This is a genomic window from Mycoplasma sp. SG1 (assembly GCF_023612375.1).
GTDB lineage: Bacteria > Bacillota_I > Bacilli_A > Mycoplasmatales > SG1 > SG1.
Genome location: NZ_CP076852.1, coordinates 408,884 through 428,603 on the forward strand (window position 1 = coordinate 408,884; position 19,720 = coordinate 428,603).

Sequence of the window (19,720 nt, forward strand, 5' to 3'; positions counted from 1 at the left end):
ATGATTCTTTTTTTTATTATTGTTAGCGGATGAACAGCATCTAATAAACATTATTTAGCAGAAAAATTAGCGGATAAATTTAAATGAAGTTTTTTTTCTGAAAAGTTATTAGTTTTAAGTTTTTTAAAATTTATTAAAAAAAACTATCCCCATCTAAAACCACAAGAAGGAGATAAATATCTTAAAATGATTTCTTTAAACCGTAAAAATAATTTCCTTTTTAACCAAGAAGAGATAATTTTAACTGATGATGATTTCCTTTTTAACCCAAATCATATAATTGATTGAAAAACGATCGGAAAAATATATTTAAATCCTGATAATTTCCCTAATCTTTTTAATTTAGCTTCAAAACTGTTAAATTCATTTGACAATCTTATTCTTATTTCCTATTACTTAATCGCCAACCTTAAAAAAAAATTAATTATTTTATTTTTAAAAACCGACCTATCACAACGTTGCAATTTATTCCTTTTAAGAAATAATTTAAAAACAGGATCTATTATTGCTTATTCAAAATACATTTCGGAAGTAGATGAATATGTTGCCAATTATTCACCTTTTTATTTAATCTATTTTAATGATAAAAATTTAAAAATATATCAAATTGAAGGTAATGTTGATAAAAATCAACTAGCTGAAGAAATTTTTAAAAATGTCGAATCAAAAAAACTTAACATCATTGGATAACGAAGCATTTAATCAAGCTGAATGGAAAGAAATTGAATCAAAACAGCATGATTGAATCAACACTTTCAATTTTGAAATTTATCAAAATCAAAACTTTAGTTTAGATACATCCCAAAATTTTTGTATTCTTTTACCCCCACCTAACATTACAGGTCTGTTACATTTAGGACATGTTTGAAATGTTATTTTACAAGACTTTTTGATTAAATGGGAAAAAGTCATAAACCATAAAAATGTTTATTGACTACCTGGTTTTGATCACGCAGGGATAGCAACGCAAATAGTTCTTTGAAGAATGATTGATGAAAAAAAACTTAATATTCAAAAAAATAATAAAGCTAAAATTGAAAAATTATTTTTAAAAGGTTATAACGGAGAAGAAAGTTATAAAACAAAAACGATTAAAAATATTACAAATCAATTAAAACAATTTGGGTTAAGTTTAAATTTTGATAAAACTTATTTTACTTTAAATGATGATATTTCGAAGATAGTTAAAAAAACCTTTTTAAAATATTTTAATGAAGGTATCATTTATCGAAGTAAAAAAATTATCCATTGGGATCCAATTCTTAAAACAGCGATAAGCGATCTTGAAGTAAAATTTGTTAAACAAAAGACAAAATTATATTATTTTAAGTATTATTATGAAACGAAAAAAGATTTTTATTTAGAAATCGCAACGACAAGACCAGAAACTATTTTTGCTGATACCGCTTTAGTATGCCATCCTGATAATAAGAAATATTTTAAATATTTAAATCAAAAATTTTTAAATCCTTTTACAAAAAAACCAATTCCGTTATTAGCAGATGAATCAGTTGATATTGAGTTTGGAACTGGAGTAATGAAATGTACCCCAGGGCATGATTTTGTAGATTTTGAAATTGGTAAAAAATATAATTTAGATTTATTAGTTTGTTTAACCAAAGATGCTAAACTTAATCATTTATGCGCTCAGTTTCAAAATATGACTATTAAAGAAGCAAGAATAGCAATTGAAAAAAAATATCTTCACAATTTATTAACTAAAATTGAAGATTATGAAAATATGATTTCGATTAGTTCAAGATCAGGGGCAGTTATTGAACCTTATTTAAGTAGTCAATATTTTATTAAAATTGAAAAACTGGTTGATATCGCCTTAAAATTTCAAAATAACCCAAAAACAAAAATTAATTTTTATCCGAAAAAATTTGAAAAAGTTTTCTTTAATTGATTAAATAATTGCCATGATTGATGTATTTCACGTCAATTATTCATTGGTCATCCGATTCCGTTATATTTTGATAAAAATGATAATATTTTTCTTAACGATGGAAGTGATCGTAAAAAATCAAATGATGTTTTAGATACATGATATAGTAGTTCACTTTTGCCACTTTTATTTTTAAATGATGATATAAAAGTAGGGGACAGTTTATCATCTGTTTTAGTAACAGGCTATGATATTTTATTTTTTTGAGTTATTAGAATGATATTACAAACAACATTTTTAGAAAAAAAAATACCGTTTAAAAATGTCTATCTTCACGGTTTAGTTAGAGATGAAAATAATATCAAAATGTCTAAATCGAATAACAATGGTATTAATCCGATTCAAGAATTAAATATTTTCAGCACTGACAGTTTACGTTTATATTTTCTTGAACATTCAACTTTAGGAAACGATTTAAGATATGATCGGAAAGCAATCAGTTTAAATAGTCGTTTTTTTTCAAAAATAATGAATATCTTTAAATGATGAGAAGCAATGAAAAGTAAATTTTCAAATAATCTAGTTTTATCAAAAGATCAACTTTTTTGGAAGAAAGAGTTTTTAAATAAGTTTGAGAATCAATTTATTATTTTTTTCAAAACAATTAATCATCATTATCAGAAGTTTCAATTTCATCTTTTAGTTGAAACGCTTAAAAATTTTACTTATGATATATTAGCTAATCAAATTATTTTAGAAATTAAAAACAATCCTTTTTTATTTCATGAATCAGATTTAAAGGAATATTTTCAATTATTTTTAATTATTTTATTTCCTTTTATTCCGTCAATTGGAAGTTATTTGTTAAATAAAGAATTTAATATAAGTCCAAAGGATATTTGCAAATCTCCCTTAATTAGTTCTTTTAAAACAAAAAGAAGTTTGAAAACGATTTTTTCTGATCTGATTACATTCGAATTAATTTGAAAAATTAATTTACTTTTAGCAGATAAGAATTGCAAAACAATTTTAATTAATATTTTGACTGACTCTGATCAAACCTTAATGATTAAAAATTATTCTTTATTACATTCTCAAAAAATAACAATTAAAGATAAAACTTTAAATGAAATTGATACAAATTGATCGCTTTATTTTAAATCTACTAATATAGAAATTTTTGCTATCTCAAAAAAAGTAAAATCTGAATCCTTAAACGCTGAAACTTTAAAAAGTAAAATTTTTGCTTTACAACAAAAAATTGCTAAAAAAAATCAATTATTAACTAATGATAAGTTAATTTCAAAAGCGGATAAAAAATTTATTGAAATGCTTAAAAGCGATTTAAATAAGCAAAAAGAAGAACTACAAGTTTTAGTCGATCAGTTAAATAAATTATCTAAAATTTAAAATATTAAACTTTAAAATTCCTATTAATATTTATGATGATTCATAAAGTTGATAGAATTTGTACAATCTTTTTTTTCGCAGTTGTTAATTTAATTATTATTTTAACTCTTTATTATTTTGATTGAAAGTTTTATTATTATCTTTTTTTTGGCGCTTTATTACTGGTTCAATTTTTTATTCTTAAAAGTTCTTTTTTCTGAACATTTTTCTTTTCAATCGGTTTTACCTTTGTTATTATTTTGTTTCATGCTCTTTTATTTAACTTTAATTTTGAAATTAAAAATATTCAAAAGTTTACAGTTGTTCAAGAATCTAAAAAAAATTATTTAATCAAATCATCATTTAATTTTTTTTGCTATCTTAAAAAAAGTAATTATTCTAACTTGAAGTTTTCAACAGGAGATACTATTTTTATTTCAATTACCGATCGATCAAAATATCAATTTGATCGATCTTTTTCTTTTACTTTTAATAATTATTTATTTTCAAATAATATAAAATATTTAATTTCAAAATATCAAATAAAATCAATTATTCACCCCAATTTTTTAAAAGGGTGGTGGAATAATTTAGAACATTATTTTAAAGATTGTCATTTGATAGAATCATTAATTTTTAATAATCATTTAACAGGAGGATTTTATAAAGAGACAATATTTTACAATGTTGTGCAATTAATAATTATCAGTAAGCATCATTTAAATCTTTGAAAAAAATTTTACTTAACCTTTTTTCAAAAAGTTTCACCAGAAATAATTGTAAATTTTCTTTTTTTAATTTTCTTTCTTCTTTATTGTTATTTAACAAATTTTAGTATTGTAGTGACAAGATTATTAGTTTCTGAACTTTTAACTGCTTGTTTTGCTTTTTTATTTTTTAGGAATATTTTTTCTTTCAATTTTAAGGTCATAAATAGACTACAAAAATATGAAATGAAATTAATTTGAAGCATTACTGCTTTCTTTTTTGTTTTTTATAATCCAAAAATTGTATTTGATATATCTTTTTATTTTTGTTTTATCATACCGTTAGCAATGATTTATTTTTTAAAATTAGAAATCAGTTCAGCATGAATTAAAAAAATATTTATTAATTATTTGGTTTTAATTGTTTGTTTACCAGTTTTTATTTCAGTCAATAATAGTTTAAATATAATTTCTCCTTTTTTAGTCCTATTAATTGAGCCATTGATTATGGTTTTTTATATTTTATTATGGCCATTAATTTTAACAAGCAATTTCTTTTTTCCTTTTGATTGGATTAATTTTATTAATTTATTTTTAGAAAAAATATTATCAAATTGTTTTAGTATATTTAGTTGAATTATTTATTTTTAATATTTTTTTTCTTGATTTTATGAACAATATATATTTTTATGGATCTTGGTAAGTTTAATTAATATAATTAATTGTGAAAGGAGTATATTTAAACAAACTATAAAAATTAATTTTTCATGATATACAAAGATTTAATTTTAAAAGGGACTTATAAGTCCCGCAGTCAGTTGTTTGAAGAAGTTGCACTTCTTCTTAAGCAAAAAGGCTTTGTTACCGATGAAAAAAAACTAGTAGATGAGTTAATGCAACGAGAAAACGAAGGAAGTACCAACTTTAATGAAGGTATAGCCATTCCACATGCTAGAAGTAAAAATATTTTAAAAACTTCAGTTGTTATCGTTAATTGTGTGAATGACATCGAATGAAATTCACAAGATGAAAATAAAGTAAAAGTTGCTATATTTTTGATTGTTGCTGATTCTTCAACTCAATTACATTTACCCATTTTAGCTAGGATTTCTTCAAAACTATTAGATGATGATTTTAAACAAAATCTGTTCAAGTTTAATAAAGCCAAAATATTGAAAATGTTGAAAGAAATTGAAAAAGAAGTCCAAAATTCAGTTTCTGAAAAATCAAATTTAAACACTAAACAAGAGATAAACGTAAAGCAAAATTTATCTTCAAAAGATGATGATTTAAAACCTCAATTTCCTCAAAAATTTGAAGCAGTTCCAGATGATAAAAAGCTTTTTATTGTTGGAGTTTCAAGTTGTCCGGTTGGTATCGCCCATACTCATATGGTTGCAACCGCCCTTGAAAGAGCAGCAAAATCATTTGGTTACGATGTTAAAATTGAAAAACAAGCCGCAGAGGGAATTGTTAATGGATTAACGTCTGAAGATATAATGAGAGCTGATCTTGTTATTATCGCTGCTGGTAAAACAATTCCAATGGACAGATTTGTCGGCAAAAGAGTATATGAAGCAAGACTTGGCGAAGTTCTTAAAAAACCTAAAGAAATCGTTAAAGATGCTGTAGAAACTGCCCGTGTTTATGAACAAGAAGGAGCACCTAAAAACGGTAAAGCTGGTTATTTTGAACGTAGAAAACAAAAATCAAAATCTGGAATAATGGGATACCTTATGTATGGGGTTGGATGAATGATTCCAATCGTGATTACTGGGGGGATTTTATTAGCTATTTCTTCACCTTTTGTTAGTGATCTTCCAAAAGATTATGGTTTTGGCCTTCATTTATTGAAACTGCTAAATGACCTTGGAGGCTTAGCATTTCAACTTATGATCCCAGTTTTAGGTGGATTTATTGCTTATGCTATTGCTGATAAAATTGCATTTGCACCCGCTGCTATTATTTCGTTTTTAGGAAACCAATTAAATGGAGATAATATGAACGAATTTTTATTCAATTGACCAGGATTGTCATTTGGATTAAAAGGTGGAGCTCTAGGATATCTTGGAGCGATTGCTATTGGGTTATTTATTGGTTATTTATGTTTATGAATGAAAAAATGAAAATGACCGAATGTTTTACTTCCATTAGTACCTATTTGTTTTGTTCCAATTATTGCAAGTTTAGTTGGTTGAGTTGCTATTGCTTTTATTTTAGCATTACCAGTTTATTACATCCAAACAGGTTTACATGATTTAGTTACTCTTCTACAGAAACATAGTTTACTATTATTAATGGGTCTTGTTCTTGGTGCTATGATTGCAATTGATATGGGTGGTCCTATCAATAAAATCGCCTTCTTTTTAGGAGTTGACGGCATTGGTACAAATGCTCCTAATAAGGGTGTTATTATGGGAATGGATGCATCTGCGATTGCTGTTCCGCCAATTGCTGCTTTTATTACCTGAGTTATTTTACGAAAAAAAATGGATGATGACGATTCAGTCGCAGGAAAAGCGGCTTTAGGACTTGGATTTATGGGTATAACTGAAGGAGCGATTCCTTTTGCAGTTAAATATCCTAAATTCATTATTGCTAACGTAGTTGGGGGAATGGTTGCAGGTGCCTTTTCTGGTGTCTTCGCTATCACCGACTTAGCAGGCCATGGTGGCATGATTGTTTATCTATTAGGAGCAATCGGTAAAAATGGTCAAACGAACTTCCTTTATGGACTATTACATATTGTATCTATTTTACTTGGTGCATGTGTTACTTCAGTGCTTTCAGTTTTATTCTTTACACTAGATTTAAAACGGAATAAAGTCAAAAAAGAATCATCAATCGGAAGTCCATTAAGTTATAGTATGGAGTCTCAAGCCACAAGATTATAAAATTGATAGTATTTTAATTTATGTTATTTCTAAATCCTATATTTATCGAAAAACTTTGAGGTGGTGAAAAATTTAAAAAATATAATTTTTCTTTGCCAAATAATAGTATTGGAGAAGTTATAGTTTGCGGTGCAATCGCAGAGGAAGCAGATTCTAAAATTGAAAGGGGAGTTTTTCAAGACTTAAATTTAAGTTTCGTTTGAAAAGTTTTTCCCAATCTATTTAATAATTTTCCATCAAATAACTTTCCGCTTTTAATCAAGTTAATCAGCGCTGAACAAGATCTTTCGATTCAAGTTCATCCAACCGAAGAATATGCTAAATTGCATGATACAGATCCTAAAACAGAAGCGTGATTTATTCTTGAATCTTCAAATGATAATAAAATAATTTATGGTCATCAAGCTAAAGATAAAGATGAATTAACGCAATTAATAAAAAATAAGAATTGAATCGATTTAATCAATGAAATTAGAATTGATAAAAATGATTGTTTATTATTAGTCCCAGGAACAGTTCATGCTATCAAAGCGGGAACCGTTTTATATGAACTGCAGCAGCCTAGTTTAGAAACTTATCGTTTATATGATTATGATAGGTTAGATAAAAACAAACAATTAAGGGCTTTGCATATTGATCAGGCCCTTGATAATATTTATTATCCTCAGCTTTTTCAACATCCTGATAAACCAATTTTAGAAATAGATACGATGCCTTTAAAAATTTGAAAACTTTTTGAATCAATTTATTTTATTGCTAAAAAAGTTCAATTAAATTCAAAAAAAGATATTAAAATTGATAGTTTTTCTGACTATTTTCTTGTCTTGACAATGATAAGTGGCCAAATTACATTCAATGATCATCTATTGACAAAAGGAGTCAGTTTGATTTTAACCAAAGACGAAATTGATAATTTCTATGTTTTTGGTAACGGAGAGTTTATTTTAGCTGCTCCGATAAGTAAAATTTCTTAGAATAATTATAAATAAATATAAAATTTACACAGATCCCTCAGTTTTTTAAATAAAACTGGGGGATTTGTTATTACATTAAAAATAAATTAGATAAAATAGATTTTTATAATATAATTAAAAATTAACATTAATTAATTAACTAAAATTTGGATAGCATTGGATAAATTAGATTTAGATAACAAAAGCAGTTCCTGTACCAAAATTAATATTGATAAAATTGATAAAAACACCAAAATTTACCAGAAATTGGTATCTTTGTTATGTTTTATTTTTTACAATTCAAAAGTAAATCAAGTTTTAAAAAAAAATTCTGGCATTTATAGCGATTTATTAATTTTGTTAAGTATTTTAAATTATCTTGAAGATTTGTTAAATATTACGACAAAGAAACGAGTTTTCACGAAGGTCTCAATGTGGTTTTCTAATTTTTTTCATAAAGATTTAGAAATTAGCGTTTTTGATGGCGTTTTATCTGAAAATTACATTTTTCAAAAAATTTCAACCCTTCAAACATTTTTATCCAATTTATCTTCAGTTGATTTAAAAGCATTAAAATTAGATTTATCAACGCATGATTTAGAAGAAATTGCAGACAATAAATTTGATTTTCAAAAGTTTGTACAATTGGAAAATAGTAATGATACGATTGTAGTTAAAGCCGAAGAAATGGAAGTATTACCGCAAGCTCAACCTTTACCATTAGATCGAGATATTGCTTTAGACAAACCATTTATTGAAAATAAACCAACAACGCAGTCACAAGAAATAAACGATCCTTACAAACCAATAACTCATCCAGCAACGACAAAGGCTGATAAAAAATTTATTTTTGATAAATTGAATAACGATCCGAAATTTTATCCCTTTACATCTAAACCAAAACTAATCATTCATTTAAAACAAGCCATAGCATGTTTAGCTTTATTTGCAATCGCTTGATCAGTTGCTTTTTTAATTTATTTTGGATCAAACGAAAACATAATTCTTTATGCTAATAAATGTCTAAATAAAGTATGGTCTGGAATTGGTACAAATGAAACAATATTTATTATGGTTGTTATATTATTTATTGTTTGACTGCCAGTTTATACTCGCTCATTATTTAAATTTCTGTTTATCCCAAAGCATGAAACGCAACGTTTTAATTTTCCTATTATTTCTAGTTTTTTAGCAATTGTTTGAGGTATGATCGTTTTATTCGCCTTATATAAATTTTGGTATAATTTTTTAAATATGTTATCAAGTTCTGGTTTATCGCTAGCGAATAATAGTTTGATAATCGCTTTTTCAACAGTAATATTAATTGTTGACATCGCTTTAATGATTTGTTTACTAATTGGAATTTACAAAAGACCAAGAGTAGATGTTAAAAAAATTATTTCAATCATTAACGAAAACAGACAACAAAATTTAGATAACTCTAATAATAACGACTATTGAAAAACTAATAATTCAAGTCATTATTTTAATTTATAATTTAAATAATGAATTGTCCCTTCAATTTTTATAATTTCTAATCTTTTTTTATGGAAAATTCAAAAAAAACATCCGCGCCTAAAATCAAAAGTGCACTTTCAAAAGCAAAAAATACATCTAAAAAAACATCTATTGTAAAAACTACAACAACCAAAAAAACCCTTTCAGTTAAAGGTACAAAAAGTCATAATGATTCAAAAAAATCACCGAAAAAAATCAAAATTTCCATTGTAGATGACTTAACATATGTTAATATATTAAGTTTTTTAACTAATTTTATTAAAAATAATCTTTTTTACCATCTTTTAGTTAAAAACACAACTTTACAAGATAAAATATCTGAATTATTAGGTTTTTTAAATTTTTTTGAAGAAAAACTAAATATTAAAGAAGATGAAAGATTTTTTTTCAAACTTGCCCAAATTTTTTCAAAAATTTTAAACAAAGATTTAGAAATCAATACTTTTGAGTCTGTAGAAAGTAAATTAGCGCAAGAAGAAGTTAATACTGTCAAAACATTTTTATTAAATTTAATTGACAAAAATATAGATAAAGATGTTTTTGATAAATTATTAAAAACAGATGAAATAAATGAAATTTTATTAAATTTCAAACAGAGTCCTTTGCTTGAAGATGATGAGATTGTTAAAACGAATGTATCTGTTTCCAATTTACCATCTGATGCAGATGTCCAAACAGATTTACCAGTTCCAACGAGAAGAGACTTAACACCTGAGACAACACCTAATCCGACAAAACCATTTGGTAATCAAAAAAAAGATCCTTTTGGAGGGCATATATATCCAAATAATAAATATATAAAATATATTGTTAAAACTTACCCTGATGTATATCCATTTCAAACAAAGCCAAAAATTATCCTGTTGCTTAAAAGATTGGTGGCTTCTTTTGCTTTATTAGGGTTTTGTTTCCTAGTCGCTTTTGTTTGATATTCTTTATCTCAACCAGCGATTAAAAATGTTATATTTGATATCATTAAAACAGAATTTAAATCTTATGGTAAAATTACTGAATCTATGGTGCCCGGCTTTTTGGGTGGTTTTATAATTTATTGATGTTTGTATATGGTTAGAGCACTTTGAGGATTTTTATTTTTACCAAAAACTGAATCTGCAAAATATTACCTTCCGTTAATAACACCTATTTTAGCTATAATATTAGCTGCTTTCTTATTATTTAATAATATAAATCTAATATCCCAATTTCATTCTGATCAACTAACGCATTTAGTTCCAAAATCTCAAAGAACCATATTTTATACACTTTTAAGTTTATCAAGTTTGGCTTATTTTGCTTCAGCTTGTTTATTATTAACAGCACTTGTTAAACGTCCTAAGCCAGAATCATTATCACGAATTCACGAAATTTTAACTTTGAAAAATTACCAAATACCAATTGGTATGATGTTTTAAAAAATTATTTTTTTCATTTTTATTTAAAAAAAACGCTAAGAATATTCTTAGCGTTTTTTTAAAATAACTTAAATTAGATAAAAAATTTTATGTTGAAATTTTTTGAGTATCTGTTTTTTTTAAATCATTTATTTTTTTGATTAATTTACTTTTTATTTTATTCGCTTTGTTTTGATGAATTACATTCGTTTTCGAAGCTTTATCTACTTTTTTTTGGATTAAAAGAAAAAGATCTTCTGAAGCCTTTAAATCACGATTTTGAGGGTTAACAGAAAGATTATATTTTTTGATATATGTTTTTATTTGATTTATTTTAGCTTTATTTTGGATTTTTTTAGCTAATTCTTTTCTTTTTCTTTTTTTATTGATCGGTTTCATATATTTAAAATTCAAGATTTATTATACTTTAAAATAATAAATTTTGGAACTTTAGTATTTTTTTATTTCCCAATATCTTTGATAATTTCAGATACTGATAGAAAATCTGTCAGTAGACTATATTCTTTTTTTCCACATATAAGATATTGATTTTTATAAGTCAATAGAAATGATCTAATCATTATCAAATAATAGTTTCTTTAACTATAATTACATTAATTGGGAATAGTATATAGAATAATTCAATTGGGGGTTGAGATGTATTTTGAAAGTTCTATTAATTTGTTCTTTCTTGGAGTAAACATCGGTATGGGTTCCAAGGTTCAACTATGGTTAAGTTTGGTAAATTATTGTTTGTTTGCTTTCATGGTACTATGAGCCTTTCTAAACTTTTTGTTTCCAATAAGACTAAGACCATTCAGTATTCCATTATTGGGGGTTTTGATAACTTCAACCGTTATTAATATAGTCTTCTTTGGATTTAATGATTCAACGGTTGTAGGTATATTGTATGAGCATATTAAGGATTTATTACAGTCCTTACATCTTGTATAAAGTGTATCGAAGTAAATGCTCTAATCATTTAGAACAATGCAGAACTAGAAATAGTTCTGCTTTTTTTTATACGACTAGTTTAAATTAGTTTAAACTTATAATAGTTTAAAATTATTATTTTAGATATCCCTTCCATCGATGAAAGAAAATAATTTCAGATACATTACAAAAAAAGATTATAAAAATTTTATAACTTGTAAATTTTTTTGGCAATTAGAACAAGAAGTTGAAGATATTAATTTTTTTAATGATTCAAATAAAACAACATTTGCTAAAAAAAAATATCATTCATTACTTGATGAATATGAGGTTAGCGATGAAGTTAATGATACTTATATGAAGGAAGGTCTCGAGTTTGATATTTTAGTTAAACAACTTTTTAGTCAAAAGTATGAAACGCTTAATTTAAATGATGAAAAATATAAAGATTTATCCCTTTCTCAAAAAGCCAAATTAACAAGGGAAGCGATTGATCAAAAAAATGTTCAATATATCATAAACGGTTGATTTATTTTTAACGATTTAATTTGTAATCCTGATTTAATCGAAGTTATTGATAAATCTGAAATTGTTTTAATTGAAATAAAAGGACGTAAAAAAGTTGATAACAGCCGAGATATCTCTGATTTAGCTTTTCAATATTACTTAATAACAAAACTAAAAATAAAAATTGAAAATGTTAAGGTAGTTTTATTAAGTGATAATTTTTTTTATACAAGATTAAATAATTACAATGAGATTTATAAGTTTGTTCACTTAGTAAGTATTAATCGTAAAATTTATTCATTATTGGATGCTGTTTTTGAACAATCATTGAATATTAGTAATGTATTAATTAAGATTAGACAAATGGCTTATCCAGTTCTAAAAGAACCTTTACCACGTAAAATACACAATAAGTGTTACATAAACGGAGAGTATTGTAAATATTTTAAATTTTGTGCAAAGCATATTAATAATATTGATATCGGAGAAAATAGTTTGCTCAATTTATATAACTTAAAATTTGATAAAAAAATAAAAATTTTAAATGATGGTTTTTATCATTTTCAAGATTATCCAACTTTCAAAGACCTTCTTATTGAATTAGGAGTCCAAAAGAAAGTCAACAGAATTAACACAATTAGAGAATTACAATATCTTGCAACGGTTGAAGATAGAGATATAGTAGATCATTTTTTAATCAACGAAGAATTAAAAAGATATAAAGGACCTATTTATATGCTTGATTTTGAAACTTTTGCAGTTATTATTCCTAAAATACTTTTTACAGGGTCATACCAACAAGTTCCGTTTTTATATAGTATTCATATAATTAATGATTTTGATTGCTTAAAAGAAGAAAACAAACAAATTTTGAAAAAGAAAATAGTTCATAAAACTCATATAGAAGATCCGAATAATTTTCAATTATTAAATTTTTTATCTCATTTAAGTCAAGATTTAAGATCACACGGCGATGGAACGATTGTTGCCTATCATGCTTCGTTTGAAATATCAGTAATTAAAAATTTAATTATGTCATGTGAAAAAATTTAATAAATAACAATAACAGAATGCAATATCAAGATGATATTAAATTTTTAAAATCTATCACTGAAAAAAATGGTAAAAATACAATTATTGATTTAAAAGATTTTTTTAATATTGGCGCTTTTTATCGAAAAATATTTAACGGAAAATTAAGCATTAAATCTGTCCTTCCATCCCTTGATAGTAATTTTTCTTATAAAAGTCTAAATATTCAAAACGGAGTAGAAGCTAATTCTGCGTATTTAAAAATCATGAACGATGATAATTTTCCTTTCATTATTAAAAAGAAAATTTTATCTGATTTAGTTTTGTATTGTGAACTTGATACTTTCGCTATGATAATTATTTTTCAATTTTTCTGAAAATTAAATCAAGAAAATATCAATAAAAGTTAATTTTTTAAAATTATTTTAACGTTAAAATTATAAATATTGTTTATTAATTTATATATAATAAAATTTAAGTAAATCTTATTCGTTTAAAAATTTATTCAATATGCATATTTTATTTGTTCATTTAGGCGCTGTTATTTCCGTCGTAGTTTTTGTTATTATTGTATATCTTGCTGAAGATGAATAGGACATTATCATACCTTTTTGTACCTTGGTTAAAAAATTAAAAATCGTTTTATTAGCCTCTGGCAATTTTGGGCATAGGTTACTTGAACATATTTTACACGAATCTGAGAAGTTTGAAATCGTTTCTTTTATTACTTATGTGAAACTTTCAAACTGTTCAATTATCAAAACAGCCCAAGATCATCATATCAATGTTTTGAATCTAAAAACAGAAAGGAAGTTAGACTTTGTTTCCATTTTAAAAAACCTTTATTCTAAAGTTGATTATTTTATTGTTATTGATTTTGGCAAAATAATACCATTAAAATTTTTTAACTTATATCCATATCCATTAACTAAAACGATTAATATTCATCCATCACTTTTACCATTGTTACGAGGGGCATCGCCTATTCAAACGACATTATTATTAGAAAAAAAAGAAACAGCGGTTACTTTTATTGAAATGATTAACGAATTAGATGCTGGTCCAATAATTTTTCAAAAAAAGATCACTATCTTAAAAGATGATGATTATGATAGTTTATTTGAAAAAATTGTTTCTGTTACAAATGAAAATATTTATGATGTTTTAATAAAGTTATCAACTAACCAAATCAAGCCACTAAAACAAGAATCTCAAAAAGTTTCATTAACCAGACTATATTATTCAAAGGATTTTTTTCTTGATTTTAAACAAATGGCGGTTGATAAAATAATTGCTAAAATAAAAGCATTTTCATATCGTGGTTGTTATTTTTATTTTTTGAAAAAAAAGTATTTAATTTATAAAGCAGAAGTCATTAAACATCCAAATAATAATAAACCGGGAACTTTAATTAAAATTTCTAATAAGCAATTATTAATCACATGTAAGAACAATTCAGTTGATAATTTAGTTTTAGATGTTAAACAGATTAAAGCAGCTACAAGAAAAAGTTTGCCACTGCTTGATTTTTTAAACGGTTTTAAGTTAGATAAAGCGCAGACCGTAGATTAAACCAAAACAATATTTCGATAAAAATTAATGAAAAATGATTAAAGATAAATCAAAAATACGATCTTTCTGTATAGTTGCCCACATTGATCACGGTAAAAGTACTTTAGCTGATAGAATTTTAGAAATAACAAATCCTTCTTTAAAAAAAGTTTTAGCTACTAAACATCAACTTCTTGATGAGTTATCCCTTGAACAAGAAAGAGGGATTACGATTAAAATGAATATGGTTCAACTTGAATATGTTTTTGAAAATGAAACATATTTTTTTCAATTGATAGATACCCCCGGTCATGTTGATTTTAATTATGAAGTTGAAAGAAGTCTTTTTGTATCACAAGGGGTTTTACTTTTAATTGATGTAAAACAAGGTATTCAAGCGCAAACTATCAGTAACTTTAATTTGGTAAAAAAACATAATTTAAAAATAATCCCTGTTTTAAATAAAATTGATATTCAGAATATTAATATCGAACACGTTGAAGATCAAGTTGAAAAAATTTTGGGAATTAATCGGAATGAAATAGTTAAAATTTCAGCAAAAACAGGTCAAGGTGTCACTGAATTATTAGAAACAATCATCAAAAAACTACCTGCTCCTGACGCTGATGATAAAAAAGATCTCAAAGCATTAGTTTTTGATTCATATTATGATCAGCATCGAGGTATAATTCTTTTAATTTATATTCAAAACGGCGTTATTAAAGAGAAAGATGATTTATATTTAGTTGGTAAGAAATTAAATTTTTTAGTCAAGCATATAGGCATTAAAATTCCAAAAGAAGTTAAGAAAAAAGAATTATCAGCAGGAGAGATTGGTTGACTTGAAACAAGAATTAAAAACACAAATTCAATCGAAATTGGCGATACAATCGTTCACAGCAACCAAGAAGATAAAACTGAACTTCTACCATATCGAAAATTAAAACCAATGGTTTTCATGGGTATTTATCCTTTAAATGCTGATGAATATGATAAATTGAAAAAATCTTTAGCTAAACTAAATTTAAATGATTCAAGTTTTGTCTATGTGCCTGAATCATCAGAAATTTTAGGGTATGGTTTTCGTTGTGGTTTTTTAGGGATATTACACGCTGAAATTATTACACAAAGATTAGAAAGAGAAGAAAATATTTCAACTGTTTCCTCTTTTCCAAATGTTATTTATAAGATAACCAATTCTAATAATGAAGTTAATTTTATTGAAAACTGTTCTAAAATTTTTCCCAATAAAGTTTTAAAAATCGAAGAACCGTTTGTAAGATTAAAAATTATTACACCATTGCAGTATTATGGAACGATTACAACTTATTTAATCAAAAAACTTGATGCTGTTTTTATTAAAAATAAATTATTAGATGAAAATTATCAAGAAATTACTTTTGAGTTGAGTTATGCAAATGTTATTATTGATTTATATGATCAATTAAAGTCAATGACAGAAGGGTATGCTACAATGGACTATGAAATATTAGACTATAGAGAAAATAATTTGACAAGAGTTGATATTTTATTAAATAAAAATCCAGTTGATTTTTTAAGTTTTGTTTGTCCAAAATCAAAAGCATATGAAAAAGGTGCATCGTTGTGCTTAAAACTAAAAAATGTCATACCAAGGAAAAATTTTGAAATTGCAATTCAAGCAGCGATCGGTTCTAAAATATTAGCAAGAGAAACTATTAAGGCTTATCGGAAAGATGTAACAGCAGGTTTATACGGTGGAGATGTCACTAGAAAGAAAAAACTTTTAGAAAAACAATCAAAAGGAAAGAAAAAAATGAAAAAAATTGGTAAGATAGAAGTATCAACTGATTTTTTTATTAATATTTTTTCTCATTTTAAGCAAAAACATTAAAATATTTTTTCAAAAACCTATCATGGATATCAACGGAACTAAATGTTATTTAAACAATTTGCCAGTAATTAAAACCAATGATAAAACTAAAGTTCGGTCAGATATCGATAAAAATAATAATATTTTTTATTTTGATATTGAAAAAGTTCTTCTTTTATCTAATACAACGATTAAAAATTGTTTTAATAATTTAACTTATTTCTACAACAGCATTAATAAACCAAGAGATTCTAAATTAATGTTCAAGTTATTTAAATATGAAGAAAAGCAATTTTTTAATCTCCTTTTTAGCAAAAAATATGAATTCTATTTTGAGTATTATTGTAATAAATACAATCTTTTTTTACATAAGAAAAATCAAAAATCTTTAACTTTAGAAGCATTTAAACAAAAAGTTCAAGATAAGATTAATGATTTTTTTGCATCTTATCAAAAAAAGAACTTTAGGTATAACATTGAAAATTTTAATTTTTTTATTTTTTATAATTCGTCTTTGTATAGAACTGAAAAATGAAAATTTATAAATAAAAAATATGATAGTTGAGTATTTGCGAATGGAGAAGAAAAAATTAAAAAATATTTTAATTCATTTTCAGACTATTTTAACAATGAAAAATTAGATCAAGAAATACCAGATTATGTCATTTTAAAACCTGTTATTGCATTAATTATCGTTAATAGAACTTTCTTTTTTGGTTATGACAACCCAGAAGTTCAAAATAAAAATCCATCGAAATTGTTTCAACAATTAGGAATTTTTATTCCAAATATAATCTTTGGGTTCTTTACCTTTTTTTATTTTTTCTTACCAAAAGCAAATATTCATTTCAAAAAATACATTCTTTTTTCGTTGTTGAACATTTTTTTTCATAAAAATCCAATCCAAAATTATTTAATGAAAATTATTGAATCAAACATTATATTTGATCTTACAGATCAAATTTTAAAAGTATTAAAATTAATAAATGATATTTTTTCAAATTTTAGAAAAATGTATAAAGAGTATGTTAAAAAAAGTTATTCTCGTTTAGCAAATACAAATATTTTTCAAGTTCTAAAAGAAAAATATAATGGAATTTCTGATTTTTTAATCTGTTTTTTAAATAACTTGAATATTAATAACGAGTTAGAGTTAGAAAAAATGTTTTCTATTAAAGATTTTCAAAGTTCAACATCTACATGTTATGAAACTTCTAGAAAAAATATTTTATATGGAGAGAATATTAATATTTTTAAGTGTGTTCGTCAAAAAAAACATAAAACTTGAGGATTTTATTTAACAAATGATATCAAAACAACTTTAAAAAATATAAAACACTAACATTTTTAGAGATATATCTTTATTTTGTTAAGTTATTTTTTATAATTAATTTAATAAAAAAAATATAAAAATATTATTTTTTTTAAAATAGAATCTATTTAAAATAATAACACCTCTAATGAGCGCAGATAGCCATAACATAATTTTGATACTACTAATTATCATTATTTTGTTGCTAGTTTTCTTAATTACTTTCTTTTTTGTTATATTTATTAGTAAATATTACCGAAGCAAAGCAGTTAATCCAAATCATAGGTTGGAAAAAAGGTTTTTTAGGACTTTAAAAAGACATCCTAAGGCACAAACCAATTTTGAAGAAAATATTTCTAAAAAATTTATCAAACCAAAAAGTCCACCTAAAAGAGATTATTTTGAAACAGTTGATTTAAGAAATACTACTAACGATAGTGATTTTGAGATACTATCTGATTCAACCGCAAGTGATGATAGTTTCAACGATGATACAACTCCAGATGACAATGATAATTTTGTTAGAGATTTTAAAAAACATCTTCATCATGTTAAAAAAAACATGGAGAAGTAGAAAGTAAATAATATATGAATAGATTCGACTTTTTTAAACAATCTTTAAAACATCATAAATATTATGATGAAACAGGTTCAGGCGGGAATAATTTTGAAGATATTAATTCTCCTTCAAATAATGTTCACTCCAATCTTCCAAGACCATGGTATTTAGAAGATCCTCAAAACTTAGAATTAAATAAACCGATAGTATCATTTAAAAACGATACTAATCAGAGACAACCAAAATGGTTTAATAAAAAATTACCAGATGATATAGTTGATGCTGATGATGGTGAATATGATGATCCACCTCCAAGAGGATACCCAAACGATAATTATTATCCGTTAGATGAATATGATGATTTAGATAAAATGAGGGATAAAAACGCCATTCGTGATAAATCAACAGGGGGAGCGGTTCATTTAGATAATAAAAATTGAATTTTCTTTCATATTACAAAGAAAAATAATATAGCATATATTTTGTCTATTTTTACTTTTATAACATTATTCATTTTAAATGGTTTATTTATTTGATATTTAACAAAACATCTTGTTATAAAAGAATATTGATTTCTTAATTTTGCATTCCTTTGAGCTGGAGCTTTGGTTTTAGGGCTAGGATGTATATATTTCATATGTTCTTTGTGTATTTTTAGAAGAAGAGAACGTCTTCATCATTTTTTCATTAAAACATCAGACACATACACTAAACATTACCATATATACTTATTTAATTTTAATAAACTAAAAAATATCTTTAATTCTGCAATTGTTCTCCTTTTGATCTATTTTCTTATCCTAGTTTTGAATTTATGTTTTGATAAATTTATTGTTAAGTTAATTTTTCCTGCTAATAAATGCGACATAAGTATAATTAATAAATTAACAGTTCCATTCATTGTTCTGATTTGTATTCCACTATTTTTTGGATTAGTTTTATTTATCATAAAAACTATTTTTATCAGTAATGCAAGATTTTATTCTACATTCTATAATTTAAATTCTTATGAATTAGAGCATAGTAGAACTAATTCAAGAAGACAAAAAAATATGCCTAATTTGAATACAAGAAATCGTGTTCCACAAATGCCTCCGCTTTTTAACAGCAGACGTTATAAAAGAGCAATGCCTGGATATGAAAGAAAAGAAAAACCACGTTCTTCATATTGAAGAAATAATTAAAGCGAACTTTTTTTAATATAATCGTATAAAATAATCTTTTTCTAAAAAAT

The 19,720-nt window shown here is 24.8% G+C and carries 15 protein-coding genes; 14 read left to right on the top strand and 1 reads right to left on the bottom strand.

What is annotated here, in order from left to right; all coding sequences use genetic code 4:
- From JRW51_RS01910 to JRW51_RS01940, 7 genes are all read left to right on the top strand, one after another.
- Window positions 1–690, top strand: a complete 690-nt coding sequence (locus JRW51_RS01910; protein WP_250328492.1) for a hypothetical protein — start codon at window positions 1–3, stop codon at window positions 688–690.
- Complete coding sequence (valS, locus tag JRW51_RS01915; protein WP_250328493.1) at window positions 656–3,298, top strand: valine--tRNA ligase; 2,643 nt, start codon at window positions 656–658, stop codon at window positions 3,296–3,298. The genes JRW51_RS01910 and valS overlap by 35 nt, the downstream gene beginning before the upstream one ends.
- 32 nt (window positions 3,299–3,330) lie before the next feature.
- Window positions 3,331–4,635 (top strand): hypothetical protein, encoded by a 1,305-nt coding sequence (locus JRW51_RS01920; protein WP_250328494.1) that lies wholly within the window; start codon window positions 3,331–3,333, stop codon window positions 4,633–4,635.
- A 116-nt stretch (window positions 4,636–4,751) separates the two neighbouring features.
- Entirely contained in the window at window positions 4,752–6,878 is a 2,127-nt protein-coding gene (locus JRW51_RS01925; RefSeq protein ID WP_250328495.1) for a PTS fructose transporter subunit IIABC, read from the top strand.
- A 20-nt stretch (window positions 6,879–6,898) separates the two neighbouring features.
- Entirely contained in the window at window positions 6,899–7,852 is a 954-nt protein-coding gene (locus JRW51_RS01930; RefSeq protein ID WP_250328496.1) for a type I phosphomannose isomerase catalytic subunit, read from the top strand.
- 156 nt (window positions 7,853–8,008) lie between these two features.
- Window positions 8,009–9,328 carry a hypothetical protein gene (locus JRW51_RS01935; RefSeq protein ID WP_250328497.1) on the top strand — a complete coding sequence of 440 codons (1,320 nt, stop codon included), beginning with the start codon at window positions 8,009–8,011 and terminating at the stop codon, window positions 9,326–9,328.
- 50 nt (window positions 9,329–9,378) lie between these two features.
- Window positions 9,379–10,761 carry a hypothetical protein gene (locus tag JRW51_RS01940; protein WP_250328498.1) on the top strand — a complete coding sequence of 461 codons (1,383 nt, stop codon included), beginning with the start codon at window positions 9,379–9,381 and terminating at the stop codon, window positions 10,759–10,761.
- A gap of 87 nt (window positions 10,762–10,848) precedes the next feature.
- Here JRW51_RS01940 and rpsT read toward each other — a convergent pair whose 3' ends face one another.
- Complete coding sequence (rpsT, locus tag JRW51_RS01945) at window positions 10,849–11,139, bottom strand: 30S ribosomal protein S20 (protein ID WP_250328499.1); 291 nt, start codon at window positions 11,137–11,139, stop codon at window positions 10,849–10,851.
- 693 nt (window positions 11,140–11,832) lie between these two features.
- Here rpsT and JRW51_RS01950 point away from each other — a divergent pair.
- The 7 genes from JRW51_RS01950 to JRW51_RS01980 all read left to right on the top strand — a co-directional run bounded on the left by JRW51_RS01950 (window position 11,833) and on the right by JRW51_RS01980 (window position 19,670).
- Window positions 11,833–13,233 (top strand): DUF2779 domain-containing protein, encoded by a 1,401-nt coding sequence (locus JRW51_RS01950; RefSeq protein ID WP_250328500.1) that lies wholly within the window; start codon window positions 11,833–11,835, stop codon window positions 13,231–13,233.
- 17 nt (window positions 13,234–13,250) lie between these two features.
- Window positions 13,251–13,622, top strand: coding sequence for a hypothetical protein (locus tag JRW51_RS01955; RefSeq protein WP_250328501.1), 372 nt, complete (start codon window positions 13,251–13,253; stop codon window positions 13,620–13,622).
- 208 nt (window positions 13,623–13,830) lie between these two features.
- A complete protein-coding gene (locus JRW51_RS01960; RefSeq protein WP_250328502.1) occupies window positions 13,831–14,784 on the top strand; it encodes a methionyl-tRNA formyltransferase in 954 nt (317 codons plus the stop codon).
- Window positions 14,785–14,818: 34 nt separating this feature from the next.
- Window positions 14,819–16,636, top strand: coding sequence for a translation elongation factor 4 (gene lepA, locus JRW51_RS01965; RefSeq protein ID WP_250328503.1), 1,818 nt, complete (start codon window positions 14,819–14,821; stop codon window positions 16,634–16,636).
- Between the two features lie 22 nt (window positions 16,637–16,658).
- Window positions 16,659–17,957 (top strand): hypothetical protein, encoded by a 1,299-nt coding sequence (locus JRW51_RS01970; RefSeq protein WP_250328504.1) that lies wholly within the window; start codon window positions 16,659–16,661, stop codon window positions 17,955–17,957.
- A gap of 118 nt (window positions 17,958–18,075) precedes the next feature.
- Window positions 18,076–18,501, top strand: a complete 426-nt coding sequence (locus JRW51_RS01975; RefSeq protein WP_250328505.1) for a hypothetical protein — start codon at window positions 18,076–18,078, stop codon at window positions 18,499–18,501.
- Window positions 18,502–18,515: 14 nt separating this feature from the next.
- A complete protein-coding gene (locus tag JRW51_RS01980; protein ID WP_250328506.1) occupies window positions 18,516–19,670 on the top strand; it encodes a hypothetical protein in 1,155 nt (384 codons plus the stop codon).
- Window positions 19,671–19,720: the final 50 nt, after the last annotated feature.